The organism is Paenibacillus alkalitolerans, assembly GCF_016482785.1.
Taxonomy (GTDB): domain Bacteria; phylum Bacillota; class Bacilli; order Paenibacillales; family YIM-B00363; genus Paenibacillus_AE; species Paenibacillus_AE alkalitolerans.
On sequence record NZ_JAEMXM010000010.1, the window covers coordinates 83,595 to 105,661 of the forward strand.

The 22,067-nt window shown below is 49.6% G+C and carries 18 protein-coding genes and 1 pseudogene; 10 read left to right on the forward strand and 9 right to left on the reverse strand.

The window, feature by feature from the left end:
- Nucleotides 1-252 precede the first annotated feature (252 nt).
- The 5 genes and pseudogenes from JET16_RS16465 to JET16_RS16485 all read right to left on the reverse strand — a co-directional run bounded on the left by JET16_RS16465 (nt 253) and on the right by JET16_RS16485 (nt 4,859).
- Nucleotides 253-701 (reverse strand): annotated as a pseudogene (locus tag JET16_RS16465) (ribose-5-phosphate isomerase A).
- Nucleotides 702-789: 88 nt separating this feature from the next.
- On the reverse strand, nt 790-1,398 hold the full coding sequence (locus tag JET16_RS16470; protein WP_199617579.1) for a nucleotidyltransferase family protein: 609 nt from the start codon (nt 1,396-1,398) through the stop codon (nt 790-792).
- Nucleotides 1,385-1,927: a CYTH domain-containing protein gene (locus JET16_RS16475; protein WP_199617580.1), complete on the reverse strand. Its 543-nt coding sequence runs from the start codon at nt 1,925-1,927 to the stop codon at nt 1,385-1,387. The genes JET16_RS16470 and JET16_RS16475 overlap by 14 nt, the downstream gene beginning before the upstream one ends.
- Nucleotides 1,928-2,104: 177 nt before the next feature.
- Nucleotides 2,105-3,121 (reverse strand): AAA family ATPase, encoded by a 1,017-nt coding sequence (locus JET16_RS16480; RefSeq protein ID WP_199617581.1) that lies wholly within the window; start codon nt 3,119-3,121, stop codon nt 2,105-2,107.
- Nucleotides 3,122-3,536: 415 nt separating this feature from the next.
- Nucleotides 3,537-4,859, reverse strand: a complete 1,323-nt coding sequence (locus JET16_RS16485) for an MFS transporter (RefSeq protein WP_199617582.1) — start codon at nt 4,857-4,859, stop codon at nt 3,537-3,539.
- 144 nt (nt 4,860-5,003) lie between these two features.
- Here JET16_RS16485 and JET16_RS16490 point away from each other — a divergent pair, with 144 nt between their 5' ends.
- Nucleotides 5,004-5,879 (forward strand): hypothetical protein, encoded by an 876-nt coding sequence (locus JET16_RS16490; RefSeq protein WP_199617583.1) that lies wholly within the window; start codon nt 5,004-5,006, stop codon nt 5,877-5,879.
- 383 nt (nt 5,880-6,262) lie between these two features.
- On the opposite strand, the gene JET16_RS16495 is transcribed toward JET16_RS16490, so the two are convergent.
- Nucleotides 6,263-8,056: an ABC transporter ATP-binding protein gene (locus JET16_RS16495; protein ID WP_199617585.1), complete on the reverse strand. Its 1,794-nt coding sequence runs from the start codon at nt 8,054-8,056 to the stop codon at nt 6,263-6,265.
- A gap of 32 nt (nt 8,057-8,088) precedes the next feature.
- The gene (locus tag JET16_RS16500; protein ID WP_199617587.1) at nt 8,089-9,831 is read right to left on the reverse strand and encodes an ABC transporter ATP-binding protein; all 1,743 of its coding nucleotides are present in this window, start codon (nt 9,829-9,831) and stop codon (nt 8,089-8,091) included.
- A gap of 172 nt (nt 9,832-10,003) precedes the next feature.
- Between JET16_RS16500 and JET16_RS16505 the strand changes: the two genes are divergently transcribed.
- From JET16_RS16505 to JET16_RS16520, 5 genes are all read left to right on the forward strand, one after another.
- Nucleotides 10,004-10,999, forward strand: coding sequence for a substrate-binding domain-containing protein (locus JET16_RS16505; RefSeq protein WP_199617588.1), 996 nt, complete (start codon nt 10,004-10,006; stop codon nt 10,997-10,999).
- Nucleotides 10,996-12,444, forward strand: a complete 1,449-nt coding sequence (locus JET16_RS16510; RefSeq protein ID WP_199617589.1) for a sensor histidine kinase — start codon at nt 10,996-10,998, stop codon at nt 12,442-12,444. Before JET16_RS16505 ends, JET16_RS16510 begins: the two co-directional genes overlap by 4 nt.
- The gene (locus JET16_RS16515; protein ID WP_199617590.1) at nt 12,419-13,753 is read left to right on the forward strand and encodes a helix-turn-helix domain-containing protein; all 1,335 of its coding nucleotides are present in this window, start codon (nt 12,419-12,421) and stop codon (nt 13,751-13,753) included. The genes JET16_RS16510 and JET16_RS16515 overlap by 26 nt, the downstream gene beginning before the upstream one ends.
- Before the next feature lie 23 nt (nt 13,754-13,776).
- On the forward strand, nt 13,777-13,899 hold the full coding sequence (locus JET16_RS30615) for a hypothetical protein (RefSeq protein ID WP_267908707.1): 123 nt from the start codon (nt 13,777-13,779) through the stop codon (nt 13,897-13,899).
- Between the two features lie 77 nt (nt 13,900-13,976).
- Entirely contained in the window at nt 13,977-15,392 is a 1,416-nt protein-coding gene (locus JET16_RS16520) for a sugar porter family MFS transporter (protein WP_199617591.1), read from the forward strand.
- A gap of 134 nt (nt 15,393-15,526) precedes the next feature.
- Here the strand turns inward: JET16_RS16520 and JET16_RS16525 are convergent, their stop codons facing one another.
- Nucleotides 15,527-16,588 (reverse strand): LLM class flavin-dependent oxidoreductase, encoded by a 1,062-nt coding sequence (locus JET16_RS16525; protein WP_199617592.1) that lies wholly within the window; start codon nt 16,586-16,588, stop codon nt 15,527-15,529.
- A gap of 141 nt (nt 16,589-16,729) precedes the next feature.
- Nucleotides 16,730-17,650 (reverse strand): NAD-dependent epimerase/dehydratase family protein, encoded by a 921-nt coding sequence (locus JET16_RS16530; protein WP_199617593.1) that lies wholly within the window; start codon nt 17,648-17,650, stop codon nt 16,730-16,732.
- A gap of 177 nt (nt 17,651-17,827) precedes the next feature.
- Between JET16_RS16530 and JET16_RS16535 the strand changes: the two genes are divergently transcribed.
- From JET16_RS16535 to JET16_RS16550, 4 genes are all read left to right on the forward strand, one after another.
- Nucleotides 17,828-18,199, forward strand: coding sequence for a winged helix-turn-helix transcriptional regulator (locus JET16_RS16535; RefSeq protein WP_199617595.1), 372 nt, complete (start codon nt 17,828-17,830; stop codon nt 18,197-18,199).
- Between the two features lie 248 nt (nt 18,200-18,447).
- Nucleotides 18,448-19,815: a 6-phospho-beta-glucosidase gene (locus tag JET16_RS16540; RefSeq protein WP_199617597.1), complete on the forward strand. Its 1,368-nt coding sequence runs from the start codon at nt 18,448-18,450 to the stop codon at nt 19,813-19,815.
- A 16-nt stretch (nt 19,816-19,831) separates the two neighbouring features.
- Entirely contained in the window at nt 19,832-20,743 is a 912-nt protein-coding gene (locus JET16_RS16545) for a carbohydrate kinase family protein (RefSeq protein ID WP_199617599.1), read from the forward strand.
- A 24-nt stretch (nt 20,744-20,767) separates the two neighbouring features.
- Nucleotides 20,768-22,060, forward strand: coding sequence for an ABC transporter substrate-binding protein (locus tag JET16_RS16550; RefSeq protein ID WP_199617601.1), 1,293 nt, complete (start codon nt 20,768-20,770; stop codon nt 22,058-22,060).
- Nucleotides 22,061-22,067: the final 7 nt, after the last annotated feature.

Genomic DNA, 22,067 nt, shown 5'->3' on the forward strand with positions numbered 1-22,067 from the left:
AGCCCATAAGCTGGGCTTTAAATAATGAATTTTATGTCGTCACATTTCTGTCGTTAAAATACTTCAATTCTAACGACAGAAATGTCCCTACATAAACGACAGAAATGTTCCTACATTATCATGAAAACCTAACGCACACATCTAACGACACAAATCTTCCTACAAAACCGGCAGTCTCAATTATTGCCCTGACTGCCGGTTGCATTAATTATTGTTTTCCGTTTAGTTTAGCGATAAATAACCCGTTATTTTTCATAGTTCTTTAACAGAACCATCTTGATAACCAATAATCACTTTTGTTGCCATCTGAATAAATAATCCGTTATCTACAACTCCTGGTATCATGTTGATCGCGGTATGAAATTCTCTTGGTTGGTCTATATTCCCGAAGTCACAATCAACTATATAATTTCCGTTATCTGTAATGAATGGCTTATTATCGAGAATCCTTAATTGTGGAACACATCCAAGCGTACCCAGCTTTCTCTCTCAGAAATTGAAATTAACGGAATTTCTAACTCCTTAGCCAAGTTCTCAGAGTTAATTGAAGTTGCTACTGCCTTAATACTTAGACCTTTCTTTATTTCCACTCCTAATTTTTGAATAGCCCAATAAGCAGTAGACCCTGTACCCAAACCAACGACCATACCGTCACGTACATACTCTACAGCTTTTTCAGCTGCTGCTCTTTTAGATTCCATGTGAGCCCCCTGAACAATTGATTAATCTTACACCACAGTTCGTCGACAGCCCTTGTTGTTTGAGCTCTCGTACCCGTTTGTTTAATAGTTAATCCCATGGAATGACAGTAAGATCTGGCCAGTTAGACTTCCACCTATGTACTTTCTTTTCATATATCTCTTTTGTTATTTGGGCTTTATTTGCTCTTACAATTAAACCGAATAAATCATTTAATCCAAATGGTGCATAGACTCTAAATGTTCCGTTTGCATTTCTTCTCAACCCAATTGCAGTAGCTGTTGTAGGCCAAGTATTAATTGCCTCTTCAAGTGAAGAATATGGATTTATAGGATAACCGAAGTGCTGCTCATACCATAAGTGGACTCGTGCTTGATTTTTAATATCTATTCTTAAAGGAATGTCGACGAGTAATCCTTTGACATTATCTATTACCTCGCACTCCTTGTCATACGATAGGTCCGGGTCGTAGTAAACAAAATCAATGTCACTGATCCCGCCATTAACCGGAAACCCACATAGGTGGTTCCAAATACTTTGAGTAATACACCCTGCACCTATGTAATAATGTTCTAATTTTAGATCAGGAGCCTTCCTGAAAATATGGTCCAGAATAGGATTCAGCAAAATAATCGATGTGAGGTATTCCATTTGACTGGCAAGGTCCATGTTATGGGCCGAGTAATTAGTAATTGCCATCTTCAAAGTCCTTTCCGGACACTAAGTCTTCATTGGATCCTTCGATTTTTTTCAAAAGATAGCTTTGAAACAACTGTTTGTAGCCATCCAAGTCCTCATTATTTTGGTTAATACCTGATTTTAAAAGCTCAATTTCGAAAATCTTCCCGATGCCTTCAACAGTGTCCAAGTGAAAGACCACATTATCTTTGGACCAAACTTCCCTTACTTTATTAATACGTATCGCTTCACCGTAAAGAGAGGTAAAGATTGAAATGATTTGTCCGTCTTTAACCTGGTAATAATCAAATTCAATATTTGTTTCTTGGTCTCTTCGACAGTATACATAAACTAGGTATGACTCCTCGTTTTCGATTCTTACTTTAATTCTCTTGGAATTTGTTTTTGTCAATGTGTCATATATTTTGAAAATATAATCTTCCTGTTGTTTCATAGTTACAAATCGTGCATTAATTCGACTAAGTATTTCACGTATCTGTGAAAAATCATCACAGTAATATTTCGCTTCTCTGTTGAGTTCAATTTTCAAGCTATCCCCCACCATTAGTTATATTTTCATTTTGATTATACCGAACGGGCGTTCCCCCTCCACAATATTTTCACTCGCTCAGTTGACTACGCTAAACTGACCGTTCGCAATGATGGCCTCCGACCTCTTCGATCCGCAGCCTTTGCGTTGATTGTTGAACTATCGTACCCCGATAATTCAACGCATTGTCTGATCCGTAATCGGTTCTTTTCTGAAAATGCCATTAACCGACCCTTCCAATAGCTCAGGTCCATGTATGAAAAACCGTATGATCTTTCCTGTCGAAGGATCGGCCTCAAAGGTAATCTGAAATGGTAGCGACTCCACATCGAAAGTGAGCCCGAACGCTTGGAGTATCGGTGCCCGTGGCCATGCGTGGGGAAGCCCTTCCACAAGGAGTCTGCCTTCCTCATGAATCACCGTACAGAATCGGTCGCCCCCCGTCTCATTAACGTATCTTCCGGAAAAACGCTCCTGATTGTGTGGGGCTTCATGCTCGTCCGCAATCTCTAAACCGAGAAACTTATGTACTTCCCGGTTATATGTAGACCAATCGCCGTCCGTGTTATCCAACGCCATTTTCCGGAATGGGTATTGCTTGTATGCTTCGTCAGTGATGTCACGATACGCCTCCCAATAGGCAACCATTCCGTCAAATCCGCTAAGTGCGTTTGCTCTCCCGTATGTTGACTCTACTGCGGAACGGATAAATCGGCCTTCGGTGTCGCCACCTCTGCGTGAGCAAATCTTTTGTAATGCGGTGCTTATGTTTTTCTGGTACAAATATATTAAGCTGGGGTTGCATATAGCGATGATCCGCGTGACCTCCTCGACGTAGGCTAGGATCTCGTATCGCGGTACGTTATAAGGAAACAAGGTCCAAGTAAGATATCCGTAAAGGCAGCTGTCCACGATGACTATCTCATTAGACGCTTGGACGGACCGGCTGAACTCCCTCCATTGGTCGAGTGCTTTCTCAATAACGAGCCGGTAATTTCCGCCATTAAGCTCTTCAATGACCGCACCCATCGTATTGTAATCGTCGTAGATATATACCGGATGCCCCTTTTCCTCCTCGTACCACCATTTATACACAATGCCTTGGCGCTTTAGCGTACGTGATACGGATTGGGCCATCGTCGATTTTCCGGAACCGGGTATACCTTCAATCATTATCAACTTCGACTCTTGCACTTGTAATTCGCCCCCCTGTTGTTAGATGGCCGATAGTCTTGTTAAGATAAAATGAACCCTCCTATGGTATCCACTGTCATCCTGCTTAATTTGAGTGATGGGTTCAACTATCCTCCCGTTACCTCAATAAAATTTGGGGATGCTCCGGACGTTCTCATTTATTTAGCTATCGTTTCCGTCGTAGCCGTTAGTGAATTATTGAATCCCAAACGGACAGTGAAAACACTACGCCAAGTGGTAAAAAAATTAGTGACAGGCTTCTTGAAGGTTTAAATTTTTAGATAATAACTCCTCCTCTCACGATTAGTTTATCAAAGTTCGCTTAGGGCATAAATTGTAGCCAAATTTTAACTATCCTGCCCGTTTGTTTAGTCCCAAACTGGCTTGTACAATTTATCAACTGTACTTCCTCCACTTACTTCTCCACTGTTTGTCCTTCCAACGCCCTTGCGATCTGCTCATTGTTGTCGTCCGATAAATTTTTCAAAAACAGAGAAACGATCATGGAGACCGCCAACAAACAGAAGGGAACGACGCTGACCAAATACCTGAATGTGGCTTCCGGATTCGGGCCAGGATTTTCACCGCTCACATATCCGAAGATCATGCCGACCACCCAGAACGCCAAGGCGGAAATCAGTCCGCTGGAGCGGGTAATGAATCCGGCTACGGCCGTATAGACCCCTTCCCTTCTCCGCCCGGTCTTCTCCGCATCAAGGTCTATAATCCGGCTGCTCAGCATGGCGGGAGTAACGAGAAATCCGGCGAGGCCGAACCCGACGACGACTCCGGCTGCGATGCCGCCGGCAAGATTTTGCCCGAACCACAAAGGGATGACGGATAACCCGTATACAACTAACGCAAGGCGCCAGCTCTTAAGTCCTCCGAGCTTGCGCACGATGAAGTACCACACCGCGACAAGAGGAATGACAGACACAAAGATGGAGGCGAGCAGTAACGAAACCTGCGACTCCGGTATTTTCAATACGTACTTGGCGTAGAACGGAATGATGGAACCGAGAAGTCCGTTTACGGTCTGGGCGAAGGAGTTCGCAATGTTGAAAATCCAAAACTCTTTATTCTTCAAGGTTTCGCGGAACGCTTCGATCAATTTCAGCGGAGGCTCCTTCATCGCTTGCTCATTTTCCCTTACCGATACGACGAACAGCAGCATAAACACGCCAAAAACCAGCGCGTACACGACCGACATACTGCCGAAGCCGAGCGCGTTGAACAGTATCGGCGTCAAAGCCGAGCCGATAAGAATCGCTACCATTTGGAAGCCTTGCTGGACCGCGGACGCCTTCGCTCTCAACCGGTCCCCTTGGAACAACTCCGGGAACAAAGCTCCGTAATTCACCCACAGAATGGTAGCGACACCCTCATAAAGTATAAGTGCGATTAAAAACCATATGAACAAGTCAAAGTCCGTCAACCCTTCAGGTACTGCAAATACCATGACAAACGTCATCATAAAAAACGGAATCGCCGCATAAATCCAAGGCTTGCGCCGGCCGTAACGCGTTCTTGTCCGGTCGGACAAATATCCGAACATCGGCTGGTTCACGGCATCCCATATGAGGAAGACAGCCCTTGCAATCGTCGCAAGGCCGATGGCGAGACCAAGCTTCTCCACATAATAATAGCTGTAAAACGCGCTAAATGCTTGACTTGGAACCATCATGGCGAACATGCCGAGCGCGTACGCGATTGAAGAGTTTTCGAACTTTTTTCCCATTGGACGCTCTCCCATCCATCGATTTGGAAATGCCGGATCATACGCTCCAATCCCTTATCGCAATATATTGTATCATGGCCGCATGGCATTAGAATAAATAATTACATAATATCCAAAAATAACTGCAAATCCGAAGTGCGGGGAATGGTGTTCCAATTGTTGTACGTGATTACGCTGGCGGTTATCGGTATTTGGATGATTGCAGTAATTCGCAAAGGAAGGCTGTCTTTTCATTCCATTGTGGCCGCGTACTCGATCGCCGTGTTCACCGCGGATATGTTCGAGGTATTGTTTAACCTGCTGCTGGGGCTTTACAAATTCCCTACACATTTGCACCTGAATCCTTCCGATGATAATGAACTTGGCATCATATTTGCAGATACGTTAATTCTGCCATTTACCCTCATAGTATTTGTCTATTACGCTTCCAAAAAAATTAACCCATGGAAAATATCGCTGCCGTTCGCCATCGGTTTTATCGTGTTAGAGTGGATTTTCTTGCAGTTCGGATATATGAAGTACATACACTGGAGCCTCGCCATTTCGGCAGCATTTTATGTGACCGGTTTTCGTATCGCCGCTTATCTGGCCCCCCGCATTGTAACTTACGGTCCGCCTGTTCCTTACCGTCTTCGATTGATGGCTTTCTCGCATACGTTCATCATGTGGGTCGGCGCGTTGTTCGCATCGCCGTTATTTAAGATGTATGAATACAGACCCGGCGTATTTAAAGAGCCGATGGCCGACTGCCGGTTTACCGACCTGCTCACCGGAGACATCCTCGCTCTGCTTATTACCATCTTCATTCCGATGATACCTAAGAAAGCAAGGCCGATTGCATTCGCCGCAGTTGCTTGCATCGGAATATCCTTTGCTTTCCTCGCTCATTATCAAGGATGGTTGATCTATCACCGTTGGAATCATTTGTTAACGGCATTGCGATACATCGTTCCGATCGCCTTGATCATGCTGTATGACCGGTGGGAATCGGCTTATAAGCGTGGCAAAACCAATATGTGATTCGAAACTTAACGGAAATTCATGTACTTAATTCCCATCTTATATGGTAGTTAGTATGACTTATGGGAAAATACTGTACTTAAAAGTAGCCGCAACATATGAATATCGCTCGAACGGTACCGATTAAGTACAAAAAATTCCATTAAGCTGTATGTCGTACCCACTGATTGATCAGGTTAAGTACACGAATTTCCGTTATCGATTTTCTTTTATCCCTCTACAATGTCAAGGATAAACGGCTTCGCCGTCCTCTTCGAGGTCGGCGCCGTTTACCGTTGAAATATAAGCCAAGTATAGATGTGAAACTTATACTTTCTTATATGTCTAAAAAGACGCCTTACGGCGTCCTTCAATTTCGAGCGTATTGTTATTTTGCACCCCGATCACACCATCGGCGAATTCGCCGCAGCGGTCTCAGCCGGACCTGCGGCCAAAGACGGCTTTTCCCCTTTTTGAAGCTGATACATCTTGTAATATCTGCCCTCAAGCGCCATCAGCCGGTCGTGGTTACCCCGCTCGACAATTTCTCCGCGGTGCAGCACAAGAATTTGGTCTGCGTCGCGAATGGTAGACAGTCTATGAGCTATGACGAACGTAGTCCGGCCTGCGCTGACGACTTTCAGCGCCTGTTGGATCAGTCCTTCCGTCTCGCTGTCGATGCTTGCCGTCGCTTCGTCCAAGATGAGTATGGACGGATCGAACGCCAACGCCCTGGCGAATGAAATCAACTGCCTTTGGCCTGATGATAAAGTGCTTCCCCGCTCCACCACTTGCTCGTCGTAGCCGCCCGGCAGCTGCTCGACAAACGGTGCCGCACCGACGTCTCTAAGCGCGCTCTTTACCCGGTCCAGTGAAATATTTTCGTTATACAGGCTCACATTGAACTTGATGTCTCCGGCAAACAAGAACGGATCCTGCAGCACGATTCCCATATGTTTGCGCAGCGCTTGTTTGGACATCGTCGTAATGTCGCGCCCGTCAATCGTAATCTTTCCTTCACCCGGTTCGTAGAAGCCTAGCAGCAAGTTAATGATCGAGCTTTTGCCCGAGCCGGTATGGCCGACAAGCGCGACCGTCTCCCCTTTGCGGGCTTCGAAAGAAATGCCCTTCAACACGGTTTCTCCGGTTTTGTACGCAAACGACACGTTATCGAACTTCACAACGCCTTCCGGACGGCTTGCGTCATCCGTCTTTCCGACCTCGGCGCCATCCAAGTCCATAATCGCAAACACTTTGTCCGCGGAAACAAACGCTCGCTGAGCATTCGTCAACTGATCGAATATGCCGATAATCGGCTGGAAGATGCGTCCCAAATAATCGATGAAAGCATAGAACACCCCGAACGAAATGCCCGCCTCCGTCAGCGACCTGCTGCCAAAATACCAGACGACGAACGCCGTCACCAAGGCGCCGATCGTTCCCACAATGTTCCGGGAAGACAACGAAAACACACGCAGCATCTTGATTTGATTTACATAACGGTCTTCATTCATCACTTCAAATTCGTCCTGCGTTACCTTCTCCCGGCGAAACGCTTGAATAATCGGCATCACGACGATCGATTCGTTAATCATCGCGTTCATGTCGCTAAGACGTGCCCGCATGATCGAAATGTAGATCTTTGAATATTTTAAATGGATAATCATGATAATCGCGAACAGCGGCGGAAGAAGCAGACAAAACAACGCGAGACGCACGTCCAAAATGAACAACGCAACGAAAATGCCCGTCAGCTGTATGAAGCTGACGACGAATGTCGCCATAAAGCTCATGAACAAGTCTCGGATCGCTTCCGTATCGTTCGCGATTCTCGACACGACCTGCCCGATCGGCGTTTTGTCGAAATAGCGCAGCGGGATCCGGTGAATGTGAGCCATCAAATCCATTCGCATGTTCTTGATGATTTGCAGCGCCGTCGATTGCAGAATGTACGATTGGGTAAAATTTCCGATACTGGCGGTAAGGAGAAGTCCCATATACAAGGCAAGCAGCCCGAACACCGCGGCCAAATCTTTCGTGTCTTCGGCCAGATGCTTGTCGATGATCGTCTTGGTAATGTACGGACCGGCAAGCTCGGCGCCGACCGATAAGCAAAGTATGAGAAGCGCGCCGATAATTTTTAATTTATACGAAAGAGCGTACGAGAACAGTCTTCTCGCCGTGGATTGCTTGGGCATCCGAAGCCCTCCTTACTGGTTATGCATGATTATTATTCTTCTAGGCTTGCTTCCATCTGTTGGCGTTCCCATTGCTCCTTGTACCAACCGCCAAGCATCATCAATTCTTCATGCTTTCCTTCCTCCACGGTTCGCCCTTCATCCAGCACGATAATCCAATTGGCGTGGCTGACGGCGGAAAGGCGGTGCGTCGTAATCAAGGTCGTTTTGCCCGCGCGTTCCTTGCGTATATGATGAAGAATCCGGCTTTCCGTGCGGGCGTCCACCGCCGACAACGCATCGTCAAGCAGCAAAATCTCCGAATCGATCAGCAGCGCCCGGGCGATCGCCAGACGCTGCTTTTGGCCGCCGGACAGCATGACGCCGTTCTCGCCGACAATCGTGTCCAGCCCCTCCGGCATTTGTTGAATATCCTCCGCGAAAGAGGCCATCTCTGTCGCTCCCGAAATCTCGTCAAGTGTCGCATCAGGCTTACCGAGCGCGATATTGTCGCGAATCGATTTGGATAACAGCATATGCTCCTGCGGCACGTAAGCGATCCAACTTTTCAGCCGGTCCAAAGCAATTTTCTCGATTGGAACATCGGAGATGAACAGCTTCTCCGGTTCCACCGGGTACTGGCGAAGCAGCTGCTTCAGCAGCGTGCTCTTCCCGCTCCCGGTTTTTCCTACTATGCCCAAAGTCTCGCCGCGTTTCAACCGAAATGAAATGTTGTCAAGACTGGGATGGTTGGAGGACGGATATGTGAAAGATAACCTTCTCATTTCAATGCTGGCCGGCACTTCGACCGCTATCGGGTTCTCCGTATCCCGCACGTCGGCTTTCTCAGTGAACGCGGTTTCAAGACGGTCCGCCGAGGCGCTTCCGCGCTGAAGCACGTTAATGAACTCGCCGAAGGAAATCATCGGCCAGATCAGCATTCCCAGATAAATATTGAAAGAAATCAACTGACCCAGCGTAATTTCCCCTTCAAATACAAGGTAAGAACCGTAGCCGATCCCTATCGTGTAGCTCAATCCGACGATCAGCGAGATGACCGGCTGGAACAATGCGTTCATAACGGCTACTTGTTTATTCCTGTTCATCACATCGGAAGTCACCCGATCAAACGCGGACAGATCGTTGTCTTCCTGAACATAGGAACGTATGACGCGAATTCCGGAAATCGACTCGAGAGCATGGTCGTTCATCTTGCCGAAGGATGCTTGCGCATCAAGAAACCGGGTCCTGACTTGTTTGCCCAGCTTGTTGATGGCTATGGCTAAGAAAGGCATCGGGATGAGAGCCGCAAGCATCAATTTAACGCTTATAAAGGAGATCATCATGACGACAACGACGGAAGCTCCGACAAGCGTGTGAACCAAAGTCATTACGCCGTATCCGGCCGTTTGTCCGATCGCGAGAATGTCGTTGGTCGCAAGCGCCATCAGCTGCCCTGTGCTGTTGCGCTGAAAAAAGCCCGGAGTCATCTTCGTCAGATGCGCCAGCAGCCGTCCTCTGAGCAGCTTCTCCAGCAAAGACGAACTCCCGAACAACGTCGTAATCCATACATAAACCATTACATATGTAAGAAGAGCAAGGACAATGAGTAAAAGAACCGTCTGGGTTAACGCCGAGGTAGTCAAATTATTGCCGCGGATTAAATCGACGGTATTTCCTACCATCTTGGGCGGTATGGTCGAAATCAAACTGACGGTCGCCATCAATCCGACGGCAAGCGCATAACGGCCCCACTTCCATTTAAAAAACCACTGAAGCCGAGTCACAAAAGACAAGTTCTTCCACCTCTTCCGGTTTGCGATGTGCACACGAACACCATTATAGCAAACAAATGTTCTTGTTGGAAGTTGTTTCCTCAAAATATTCGGCGGTGATTGTACAATTAACCCAGGGTTCAATCTATAATGAAAGAAATATTTCATTTTCAGACTTCAAAGGAGCAACGGTATGTCAAATCGCAAATGGACATTCTCGATTGTCCTGCTTTTCCTGCTGTTCGCTTGGCTGCTGCTGCAGTTTACCGGCTCCGTTCTGCAGATCCGCAAGCTTGTCGTGCCTTTGCAGGCGGAATCTGCAGCCGGCGCCGATACGGCACATATCGTATTGATTTCCCAGGAGCTTGACAATCCTTTCTGGCGATTTATCGAGCAAGGAGCCCGCGAGGCGGCAGCCGGCTTCGGCATGGAGCTCGAATATACCGGTCCTGCCCGAATAAATCCGGCAGAGCAGATCAAGAATCTTGATAAAGCAATCGCGGCTAAAGCCGATGCCATAATAGTCCAAGGAATTAACGATCCGGAGTACCGGCGGTTAATCGATAAGGCAGCCGGATTGGGCATCCCCGTCGTCACGGTGGATACGGACGAACCGGACTCCCGGCGGCTGGCCTATGTCGGAACGGACAACCTCGGCGCGGGGAGGCAAATGGGCGAGCTTGTGGCGGAAGCCTCCGGAAAGCAAGGAAGCATCGGGGTGCTGATCAGTCATGAAAAGGCCGAAAACCAACGGTTGCGGCTCGACGGCTTCCGCTCGGTCATTGACCGCTACCCCGGCCTAGAAATCGTTGAAGCGGCATCTTCTGACATTTCACGGCTTCAGGCGGCGCAGCGGGCGCAAAACATGCTGTCGCGGCACCCGCAGATTCAATATATGGTCGGCTTCAGCTCGTTGGACGGTCTCGGCATTATCGAAGCGGCGCAGCGGGTTCGGCCGGCCGGGGTCCGAATCTTCGGCTTTGATGACTTGCCGGAAACGGTGAAAGCCGTTCAAGCGTGCCGGATCGAAGCGACGATCGTGCAGCGGCCCGTGGAAATGGGATTTAAAGCGGTTCAACTGCTAAACGGGTACTTTCAAGGGGAAACACCCCGTAACGTAACCTTTACCGAATCATACGTACTAAAGGCCGGCTCGCCGGACGCCGGGGCCGGAGGCGATTGCCGATGACCATTCGAACGAAGCTGTTGATCTTTATTCCTCTCCTTGTCGTACTCGCGAACACGGTCGCATATTTCGTGTTTCAAAGCGGGAAAATCGTTCAGACTACCTATGACGAAATGATGGAGCGCATTTTGCTGATCGAGCAGTCAGCCGAAAAGGCGGAAAGCAATCTGAGAATGCTCTACGCTTATTTGCTCAACCCGGCGGCCGCCGCCGACGGGATGGACGCGGCCGGGGACGAGTTGGCACGGCTGCGCGACCGCATAAAGGAAGGCGCCGGGCCGGCCTACTCTTCCGAATCGTTCACTCCGCAAGGCTACGCCAATTTGCTGACAACATTGCTGGAGTATAAGCGGTCCGCCGTATCCGCAGCGGAGGCACGGGATTTTCAATCCGCCTTCGAGCATTATATAGAAGCCGAGAAAACAGTCGGCTATGTTCGTGAAGAAGGACAGCGGATGGTCGATGCCGAGCTCACGTTTTACCGCCCGATCATTGAAAGCGTTAGAGCCGAGACGGAGCGCATGAACCGGCTCGGCGCAGCACTGTTCGGCATGAACGCGCTTATGGGAGCTCTTCTTGCGGTTTGGATTTCGCGCAGTATAACCGGTCCGGTCGGAAGGCTTGTTGGCGTGGCGAAACAAATCGCCAGAGGAAATCTCCGCATCGGCCCGCTGCCGCAAACGGAGGATGAGCTCGGCATACTGTCGCAAGCGATCCGGCAAATGTCCGCCGATCTAAGCATATTGATCGAGAAGGATAAGGAAAGTCTCGAAATGCAGCGTCTTGTGAAGGAACTGGAGCTTCAGGCATTACAAAGCCAAATTAACCCTCATTTTCTTTTCAACACGTTAAATGTACTCTCGAAGATGGCTCTCCTGGAAGGAGCGGAGAAGACAAGCGATCTTATTATCTCGATGTCCAATCTGCTGCGTTACAGCCTCCGCAAGCTGGACAAGCCGGTCACTTTGCAGGAGGAGCTCGCGCACGTCAAGGAATATGCCGCCATCCAGCAGGCCCGCTTTCGCGACCGCATCACATTTGAGCTTCAAATTGATGCTCCCCTGCAGGTGGAAATACCGGCGTTAACCCTTCAGCCCCTCGTCGAGAACGCATTTCTGCACGGCGTTGCCGGCATGGAGAGCGGAGCCGTCATTCGACTCAGCATATCGGGCGGAGCGGACGGCGTGCTTATCGCCCTTTCGGACAATGGAGCCGGCATGACGGAAGAGACCAGGCTCTCCATGCTCCGGCTGGAAGCCGAACCGGACGGCATGCGGTCGACGGGGATCGGAACCCGCAACGTATTCAAGCGGCTGCAGCTTTTCTATGGAAGGGACGATCTTGTCGAGATCGACAGCAGTCCCGGAAAAGGCACGAAGGTCGTGATTCGGATTCCCGTTGGAAAGGACGGTGAGCATAAAGATGTACCGGCTGTTGATCGCGGATGACGAGCCGCTGGAATTGGAAGGTTTGGAATGGATCGTGAAACACGCTATGCCGGATACGTTCCAAATTATTCAAGCCGCTAACGGCCGAACGGCAATTGAACTCGCGGAAGAGCATCGTCCGCATATCGCCGTCATGGACATCAACATGCCCGGCATTAGCGGCTTGGAGGCACTGCGTGACATGAAACGGCGGCTCCCGGACACCAGATTCGTATTGGTTACCGCATACGATTATTTCGCATACGCTCAGGAGGCGCTGTCGCTCGGCGTCAAAGAATATATATTGAAGCCCGCAAAGAAGGAACAGATTGTCGGTACGCTGAAGCGGCTGGTAGAGGAAATCGAGCGGGAGAAACGGGCAAGGGCCGAGGAGCTTGACCTGCGGAATAAAGTGTCCCAACTGATTCCTCTTGCGGAGAATGAGCTGGCATTAATGCTCATGGTTGACCAAACGGTTGATGCCGACGCGGAGCAGCTTTCCGAATGGCTGTTGTTTCCCCTCGATCATGGGTGCGCGATAGTGATGGCTTTTACCGAGGAGGTCTATCCGCAGGACAAAAAGAAGATTTACGACCGTCTTCGCAGCTTTGTCAAAACGCATGGTCCCGCCTCCATCATCAGTTCGTTGATCGACAGCCATATCGCCGTCTTTTTGCGGAAACCGTCATCCCTGAACGACAGCGGCTGGCGGCAGGAAACGAAGAGGTTGGCCCATCGGCTTAACGAGCTTGCCCGGCAGCAGCTCGGACTGCGGTTATCCGTCGGAATCGGTTCCCCGGGCAGCGGAACGGAAGGACTGCACAAATCGTACTTTGAGGCTGTTTTTGCCTCCACCTGCTCGTCGCCGGAAAATAATATCTACAGTTTCGAAGAGCTCAAGAAAGGCGATATCCCTGTAAACTCTTCGCATAACGGCAAACCGGAGAACGAAGGCGCGCAGCAGTCTTACGTCGTTTCCGCTTTGCACCGGATTCGCGAGCAGCGCGAGCAGCAAACGTTGACCGCTCTTGACCGGGCAAAAAACTATATTCAGCAGCGGTTCACAGAGGACATATCGCTCGAAGAGGTGGCCGAATACGTCCATTTGAACCCCCATTATCTCAGCAAAATTTTCAAACAGCAGTTCGGTGAGACCTTTATCGATTTCGTAACACGCTTACGGATCGAAAAAGCCATTTCACTCATGAGTACAGGGCAGATGAGTCTCAAAGAAGTATGCTTCGAGGCAGGCTACAAGGATCCCAACTATTTCAGCCGTGTCTTCAAAAAAATTACCGGAGTTACACCAACGGAATACAGAAATCAGTAGTTCTCCATGCCGGGCGGCCCGGCATGGATTTTTTTGTGCACGCGGAACAAAAAAATGCTATTGCAGGAGCGATTCCCGTCTGCCGAACCGTTCAGGACAATATAGTGCGGGAAATAGCCGGATTAATGAAGACGATTGCAGCTTAAGCGCCCGGGCCCCGATGATATAATCCAACATGAGAACCGGCAGACCGGTCTGAAGTGAAGGAAGGGAGACTTGAACAATGACAGTGGTTGCCAACAGGGTTACTACGGCTAAGGCAGCATCTCTGCAAGCGGAAAAACCCAACATGCTGTTTGTAACGCTTGTATCTATCGCAGCGGCTTTGGGAGGAATATTATTCGGATTTGATATTGCGGTCGTCTCGGGTGCGATCGTTTTTATGGAGCAGCATTTTGTGCTGAATAATGTGCAGATCGGCTGGGCCGTATCCAGCATCATTGTAGGCTGCGTTATAGGCGCGGCGATCTCGGGGAGTATGAGCGAAAAATTCGGCCGGAAAAAAGTGCTGACGGCTGCGGCGCTCCTGTTCGTTATCGGCTCGATCGGCACCGCAACCCCGGAAACATTCACAGGCTATATTATCTTCCGCATCATCGGCGGCATTGGCATCGGAATCACTTCCGCCATCTGTCCGATGTATAATGCCGAAATTGCTCCCGCCAAATACCGGGGCCGGCTGGTGGCTCTTAATCAGCTGGCCATCGTTACGGGTATCTTTCTCGTTTATTTCTTGAATTTGTGGATCGCCGGATTCGGAGACGACGCTTGGGACGTTTCCTCCGCATGGCGCTGGATGTTCGGCGTCGGAGCGGTGCCCGGTATCTTGTTCATGCTTTTGTTGTTTTTTATTCCGGAAAGCCCCAGATGGCTCATTAAACAAAACAGGCCTGATCAAGCTTTGCCGATCTTGTTGAAGATCCATGGAGAAGAGTTGGCGAAGCAGGAAGTGCTGGAAATTAAAGAGTCGTTCAAGCAGGAAAAGGAAAGCGGATCGTTAAAGCAATTGTTCTCCCCGGGCATTCGAATCGCCATGTTTGTCGGCGTCATGCTGGCCCTGCTTCAGCATGTATCCGGCATTAATGCGATTATGTACTACGCGCCCGTCATCTTTAAGGAAATGGGAGCGGGCACCGACGCCTCACTGCAGCAGACGATTTGGATCGGTTTGATTAATTTCCTGTTCACGATCTTGGCCGTGTGGCTCATCGACAGAGTGGGACGCAAAGCTCTGCTGCTCACAGGCTCTGCTCTGATGACCCTGTGCCTGGCAATCATAGGAATAGCATTCAAGATGGGACTTACGTCCGGTCCGCTTGTTCTAATCGTAATTCTTGTGTATGTGGCGGCCTTTGCGATATCGCTCGGACCTGTCGTATGGGTGATGCTGTCGGAAATTTTCCCAAACCATGTTCGCGGGAAAGCCGTCGCCATCGCATCGATGGCGCTGTGGGCCGGCGATTATGTCGTATCGCAAGCATTCCCGCCCCTCTTAAGCTCTGCAGGCCCGGCAAGCACATTCTGGGTTTTCGGCGCGGCCGCTTTGTTCACTTTCTTCTTCACGTGGCGATCCGTTCCTGAAACGAAGGGCAGATCCCTGGAGCAAATGGAAGCGATGTGGACTGCGAGAGAAAATTGATTCTTGTTTAAAAGGGGCTGTCCCTCTGTCATCTTCGGATGACTTTTGGGCAGCCCCTGCTCGTTTTTCGGTTACAACGCTCAAATCCGGCTTTCATGACGGTTCAACCGAACTTTGCCGGAAGGCAGCAACTTCTATTGCTCCGCCTCGCCCCTGTCTTCCCATTCCGATATTTCTTCACGAACCCTAGGAGCAACCTCAGTTCCCAACAGTTCTACCGCCCTCATCACATCTTCGTGCGGCATCGTGCCAAGCGGCACATGCAGCATAAAGCGCGTTATGCCCACGTTCTTGCGCAGATGAATGATTTTCCGGGCAACCGTCTCCGGATCGCCTACATACAGCGCTCCTTCAAAGCTGCGCGCGGCGTCGTAGCTTGAGCGGTCGTAATGCCCCCATCCCCGCTCCCGTCCGATCACATTCATGACTTGCTGAGTGGAGGGGAAAAACATATCGGCCGCCGCTTCGCTGTCCTCCGCGATGAACCCGTGCGAGTGAGAACCGACCGGCAGCTTCGAAACGTCATGGCCCGCGCGGGCTGCCGCTCTCTTATAAAGCTTCACAAGCGGCGCGAACTGCAGCGGACTGCCTCCGATAATCGCGAGAACGAGCGGCAGTCCAAGCAGACCCGCCCGGATTACCGATTCCGAATTGCCGCCGCTGCCGATCCACACCGGCAACGGATTCTGAACCGGACGCGGATACACGCCCAAATTATCGATTGCCGGCCGGTGTCCGCCTCTCCATGCCACTTTCTCGGACTCGCGTAATTTAAGCAGCAATTCCAGCTTCTCGTCGAACAGCTCGTCATAATCTTTCAAATCATATCCGAACAGCGGAAACGATTCGATAAAAGAACCCCGGCCCGCCATGATTTCCGCACGCCCGTTCGAGATCCCGTCGAGCGTGGCGAAATCTTGAAACACGCGCACCGGGTCTGCCGAAGAAAGCACCGTGACCGCGCTTGTCAGCCTTATCCTTGTCGTCTGCGATGCGGCGGCGGCCAGCACGACCGCAGGAGAAGACGCCGCAAAATCTTTGCGGTGATGCTCCCCCACACCGTACACATCCAATCCTACCCGATCTGCAAGAACAATCTCCTCCACTACCTCGCGCAACCGCTGCGCATGGCTTATCACCTCGCCGGTCCGAACGTCCGGCGTCGTCTCCACAAAGGTGCTCACACCTATTTCCACTGACGGTTCCCCCTATTCTATATTGCGTCCCCGCCGACCACCATGTAAGCAGGTTCCGTCAAAAAATAATATCTTCATTTTGAACCTTTTTGCAGCCGAATTCAAGTTCGTGGGAGAGACACCGATTTTTGTTCATGCGAATTATTCGCGCTTATATTTATTTTTGTAGTACCCGTTCTCGATCTCATCTAACAACGAAATGCCTTTAGGTTTCCAATCCAGCATTCTCCGCGCTTTTGTTGAACTCACACGGCTATTGGACCCGAAGGCAAAATGAGCGGCTTCAGGCCCCCATCGCCTAATCGCTTCATCCAAACTCATCGTCTTCGTCTTAAGACCAAGTGCAAATGCTCGATTAATCGACTCGCAAACACTTTTCATGGACGCTTCACCGTTCTCCGCAAAAAAGAATGAACCGGCCTGCGCTTTCTCCAGAGCTAATAAATAGAGCTCTACCAGGTCATCGATATGAACGTTCGACCAGACATTCTCTCCCTTGCCAATATGAAGGGCCGCACCGTGTTCCAGCGCCAGATCGATCAACCATGGAACTTGTATGCTATCCTTATGGATACCATGACCTTCTCCATAAATCAAAGTAGGGCAAATGACAACGGAATGTACGCCGCGATTGGCTGAAGAAACGACCGTCCGGTCAATAGTGACGCGCGCTAATTTTTCAAGCCGAGGTTCGATGGTTTCTTCATGGAAGACCAAACTGCTGATTTTCCCCGCGGCCTTATCTCCAACAACGCTGGAACCGCTGGTGTGAATGAAAATCTTCCCGGTTCCTTCCAAAGCGGACAGTATGGTTGAAACCGCGAAAATATGATCCGAATCGGCGGCATTGATAATTATATCGGCTTCATTCGCCGCCCGAATCAACGACTCGTAATCGTCTAACGTACCGAGATACGGCGAAATTCCCAGTTCCTTTAGCTTCTCTGCCCCGGCAACCGTCCTTGTCAGCCCTGTTACATGATATCCCGCCTGTTCCAACTTTACTGCTACTGACCCTCCGATATAGCCGGTCGCCCCTGTAACCAATACTTTCCTACCCATGAGATGCCTCCCGTTTCGCTTAACGATAATTTTGTGTAAAATGATGATTCAATTCACTGCATTTGCCTTAGCCTTGTTGTTGTTTATTAAAGTATCCCATGAACTGATCTTTGTTAAGTAGGCACTTTTTTTCGCGGTAGTTTCCAAAAGGTAAGTTATAAAGAGGAGGCGAGAGTAATGAAAAAAGGAGTCCACGATTATGCCGCTTACGTTACGCTGAACATTATCGGAGGCAAATGGAGCATGCTGATTCTATGTCATTTAAGAAAAGGGGCCGTCCGATTTTGCGAATTTCCAAAGCTGATTCCCGGACTTACCCAAAAGATGCTCACCAAGCACTTGCGGGAATTGGAAAATAACGGCCTGGTAAGGAGGGCGGTATATCCTGAGATTCCTCCAAAAGTTGAGTACACGTTGACTTCACACGGGAAAAGTCTTATACCGGTACTAGATTTGCTCGAACAGTGGGGAAAAGAACATTTAAAAATGTCCGCAGCGCATTCCGATGCAAACCTCCATATCTTATCGCAACCCAAAGACTGCCAATAAGTCGGAGATTACGGATAGAAGCAACAGCTGCTTTCGGGACTGTCTCATATTTCTTGTGCCGGTGCACGGCGCATGAGATACGGACAGTCCTTTTTTCAACGATGCAATGACTTCCGTCTGTTCGAAATTATGTTGTGAGATCGGCCTGAAAAGTAAAAATATCTAAATTTCTAACCATAATTTCGTTAGTAATAGCTCTTCTTTATACATTATATTGATGCTACAGAATGAACAGGGAGTGAGGCAAATTGAAACTGACCGTTATTGGAGGTGGGAGCGTTCGCACACCTGCGATGATCAACGATTTGATTCGGCGGCATAAGGAAATTCCAATTAAGCTGTTGGCTGTCCACGACGTTTCCTTTGAGCGGATCGAAGTGATCGGATCGATCGTCAGGTATTTGGCCGACAAACAAGGAGCGCCGTTCAAGGTTGAGTTTACGACCGATCTCGTGCAGGCCGTTAGAGATGCGGATTTCATTTACACGGCCATCCGTGTCGGCGGAGAAGAAGGAAGAACGATCGATGAACGGGTGCCGTTAAGCTATGGCGTTCTGGGGCAAGAGACGACCGGACCGGGCGGTTTCGCCATGGCGCTGCGGACAATTCCCGTCATGCTCGAATATGCCCGCGTAATTGAAACATATGCCCCCTCCTCTTGGGTAGTCAATTTCACAAATCCAGCCGGATTGATTACGGAGGCGCTGACGAAATACACCGGTCTGAAAATCATCGGAATATGCGACGCCCCCTCAGCCATGAAGCTGGACATCGCGAAATATCTGAATGAGCCCGCGGACTCCATTCATATCAATTATGCGGGTTTGAATCACTTGGGCTGGATCAGCGAAGTGCGGGTAAACGGCAAAGACCGGCTGCCGGATATTGTGAACGATTATGAACGGTTTGCGGAAGTATGCCCGCATATGGCGAGCTTCTCCCCTTCTCTGATTAAGCGGTTGAACATGCTGCCCAACGAATATCTCTATTATTTTTACTATCGGGAGCAAGCGGTAGAGAATATTCTAGGGAGTAAACAAACGCGCGGCGAACAAATCTTGCAGATCAATTCGGCTTTGATCGCCCGGCTTAAAGAAATGCTTGCAAAAGACGATATCGAACAGGTGATGCACGCATACACCGTCGCAATGATGGAGAGGCAAAACAGCTACATGTCCGCGGAAACCGGGAGCAAGCCGCATTCAGGCGCACATCCTGACAAGGATATGTTCGAAAACGAAGGCTACGCGGGACTCGCGATGTCCATCCTGGCAGCAATCATTAATAACAGAAAGACGAATCTGATTTTGAATGTAAAAAATAAAGGAATTATCGATTTTCTTCAAGAGGATGATATCGTCGAGGTTCCCTGCGTGTTGGACGGAAACGGCCCCACACCGCTGGCGGTCGGAGAAATGCCCGAACATGTGAAGGGGCTGGTCCAATCGGTCAAACAGTACGAGCGATATACCGTCTCCGCGGCTGTGAGCGGTTCTTATGACGACGCGATCATGGCGTTAACGGTTCATCCGCTCGTCGGTTCCCATTCGCTTGCAAAGAAAATCGTCGACGATTACCTAGAGCGGCACAAACCGTATTTACCGCAATTTCATTAAAGCGAGGATACCAATCATGCCTAAATTCGACTCAATCTTGGTAGGAGCCGCCTGCTGCGATATTATTTTCAACGAACTGCCTTCTATGCCGAAGCCCGGAGAAGAAATATGGGCCAAGGGGCTGCTGCTCACCGTCGGAGGAATGATGAATTCCGCCGCATCGCTCTCCCGGCTCGGCAAACATGTCGGGCTTGTAACCGCATACGGTTCGGATCTCTGGGGAGATATCATCGAATCGAAGATGTTGGAGGAAGGCGTATCCACCGCCTTGGCCAAAAAGTTTCCCGGACCTTATCCTCAAGTAACCGTATCGTTAAACCATCAGGATGACCGCGCCATGGTTTCGTACGGAGATTCCGGCAAAGTTTCCGATGATTTTAAATCTCACCTGTTATCCGTTATCCGAAACTGCGATGCGGGGGTGTACCACTTCTCGGCCCAGAGAGACTATTCCGAGTTTATTCGGGAGGCCAAGAACAACAACCGCACGGTCAGCTTGGACGCGGTGTGGGACGAAGAATGGCTGAAATCCGAAGGAATTCGCAACCAAATTCGCCAGTCGGACATTTTTCTTCCGAATTTGAAAGAAGCTCAGACGATTACCGGCAAGCAAGACCCTTATGAAGCTCTCGAGCTGCTCGCCGAGATGACGCCTCTTGCAGTAGTCAAATTGGGCAAGGAAGGCGCCATAGCGAAATTCCAGGGCCAAATCTTTCATGCTGCAGGTTTTCCCGCCGATTCGATCGATTTGACCGGCGCCGGAGACTGCTTCATCGGCGGATTTCTATACGGCTGGCTGAACGGAAAGCCAATCGAACAATGCCTGATCATAGCGAATTACTGCGGCAGCAGGTGCGTTCAGTCGATCGGAGGATACAGCGGCGCTCCTTTGGAACAACATGTGGTTGATGCTTTGCAAGATATTTAATAATTATTAGGGAGGTTATACCGAATGAAAAGAAGCTGCAGATTTTGTTTGCCGGCATCCTTGGCAATCATACTGTTCACAGCACTGTTCTTGCAAGCGTGTTCATCGGATTCGAAATCCGCAGGCGGCGAACCCGTAGAGCTTAGTTTTCCTACCTTCTGGGTCGGTGAAGACGGCAAAACGGATATTGTGCAAAAAATCGTAAATGATTTCAATGCCAAATATGAGGGACAAGCCAAAGTCGTCATTGATCCGATTCCGGACGACGACGTTTATCAGACAAAGATGAAAACCAATCTCGCTTCCAACCAGCTTCCGGATATCTTTACGTTTTACTATAATCCCGTGGAGTCCGAATTGTACTATAAATCCGGACGTTTGCTCGATCTCGCCCCTATCGTCGGCGATTCATTGAAGGCGAACTTCGGAGAGGAAGTGCTCGCGGCGGGTACATATGAGGGAAAAGTTTTGGCCGTTCCGCTCGATCAGATGATCACTCCTTTCTTCTATAATAAAGACCTGTTCGCGCAGGCAGGGATTACAGAGTTCCCGAAGACGTGGGACGATTTAATCAATGCGGCGGAAGCGTTGAAAAGCAAGGGTATCAACGCCTTTGCGATGGGGACCGGAGAGAACGCATGGAGCGCCATGCTGCTCTATTCCTATATCGTTTCGAGCGTTGGCGGTCCTGACGTGTACCAAGCCGGATTGAACGACCCTGCGTTCGTCAAAGGCGCCGAAATTTTGAAAAAGCTGTTCGAATTTACTCCCAAAGACGCTGTTGGCGCCACTTATCAGCAGTACGCAGCGCACTTCCTGAACGAAAAGGCCGCAATAACGGTTAACGGCCCATGGATGATCTCCGAATTCCAGCAGCATAACGAAGCACTGCCTGCGAAAATCGGCGTTGCCGCATCTCCCGGACAGCCGAGCGGACTCGGGATAGAAGGAGCGCTTGTATCCGGTCTAGGATGGACCATGGCCGCAAAAAAACAGGATGACCCTAAAAAAGAGGAATTCGCGGCCAAGTTTATCGAATATTTTATAAGTCCGGAAAACGCGAAACAAATCTTCCTTCAAAGCGGCGAAATTTTCAATTCGACCAACTATGAGCTGGCGGAGACCGATAATGTCGACCGGATTACGCAAGATATTTTGGCTAAGGTCAATGAAGCGCCTCAAACGTACAACTACTTCGAAGGCATGGTAAGCTCCGGTGTAAAAACCGAGTTTCCCGCGGCATTGTCCGGACTGGTGCTTGGCGAGTATACCCCTGAACAATTCGTGGAGCGCGTTGTCAAAGCGAGCCAACAATAATTGGCGG

Coding starts and splice junctions, on each gene's coding strand:
- JET16_RS16470 (WP_199617579.1), bottom strand. CDS start 1,398: ATGGCAATTACTAATTACTCGGCCCATAACATGGACCTTGCCAGTCAA.
- JET16_RS16485 (WP_199617582.1), bottom strand. CDS start 4,859: ATGGGAAAAAAGTTCGAAAACTCTTCAATCGCGTACGCGCTCGGCATG.
- JET16_RS16490 (WP_199617583.1), top strand. CDS start 5,004: ATGGTGTTCCAATTGTTGTACGTGATTACGCTGGCGGTTATCGGTATT.
- JET16_RS16495 (WP_199617585.1), bottom strand. CDS start 8,056: ATGCCCAAGCAATCCACGGCGAGAAGACTGTTCTCGTACGCTCTTTCG.
- JET16_RS16505 (WP_199617588.1), top strand. CDS start 10,004: ATGTCAAATCGCAAATGGACATTCTCGATTGTCCTGCTTTTCCTGCTG.
- JET16_RS16510 (WP_199617589.1), top strand. CDS start 10,996: ATGACCATTCGAACGAAGCTGTTGATCTTTATTCCTCTCCTTGTCGTA.
- JET16_RS16515 (WP_199617590.1), top strand. CDS start 12,419: ATGTACCGGCTGTTGATCGCGGATGACGAGCCGCTGGAATTGGAAGGT.
- JET16_RS30615 (WP_267908707.1), top strand. CDS start 13,777: ATGGATTTTTTTGTGCACGCGGAACAAAAAAATGCTATTGCAGGAGCG.
- JET16_RS16520 (WP_199617591.1), top strand. CDS start 13,977: ATGACAGTGGTTGCCAACAGGGTTACTACGGCTAAGGCAGCATCTCTG.
- JET16_RS16530 (WP_199617593.1), bottom strand. CDS start 17,650: ATGGGTAGGAAAGTATTGGTTACAGGGGCGACCGGCTATATCGGAGGG.
- JET16_RS16535 (WP_199617595.1), top strand. CDS start 17,828: ATGAAAAAAGGAGTCCACGATTATGCCGCTTACGTTACGCTGAACATT.
- JET16_RS16545 (WP_199617599.1), top strand. CDS start 19,832: ATGCCTAAATTCGACTCAATCTTGGTAGGAGCCGCCTGCTGCGATATT.
- JET16_RS16550 (WP_199617601.1), top strand. CDS start 20,768: ATGAAAAGAAGCTGCAGATTTTGTTTGCCGGCATCCTTGGCAATCATA.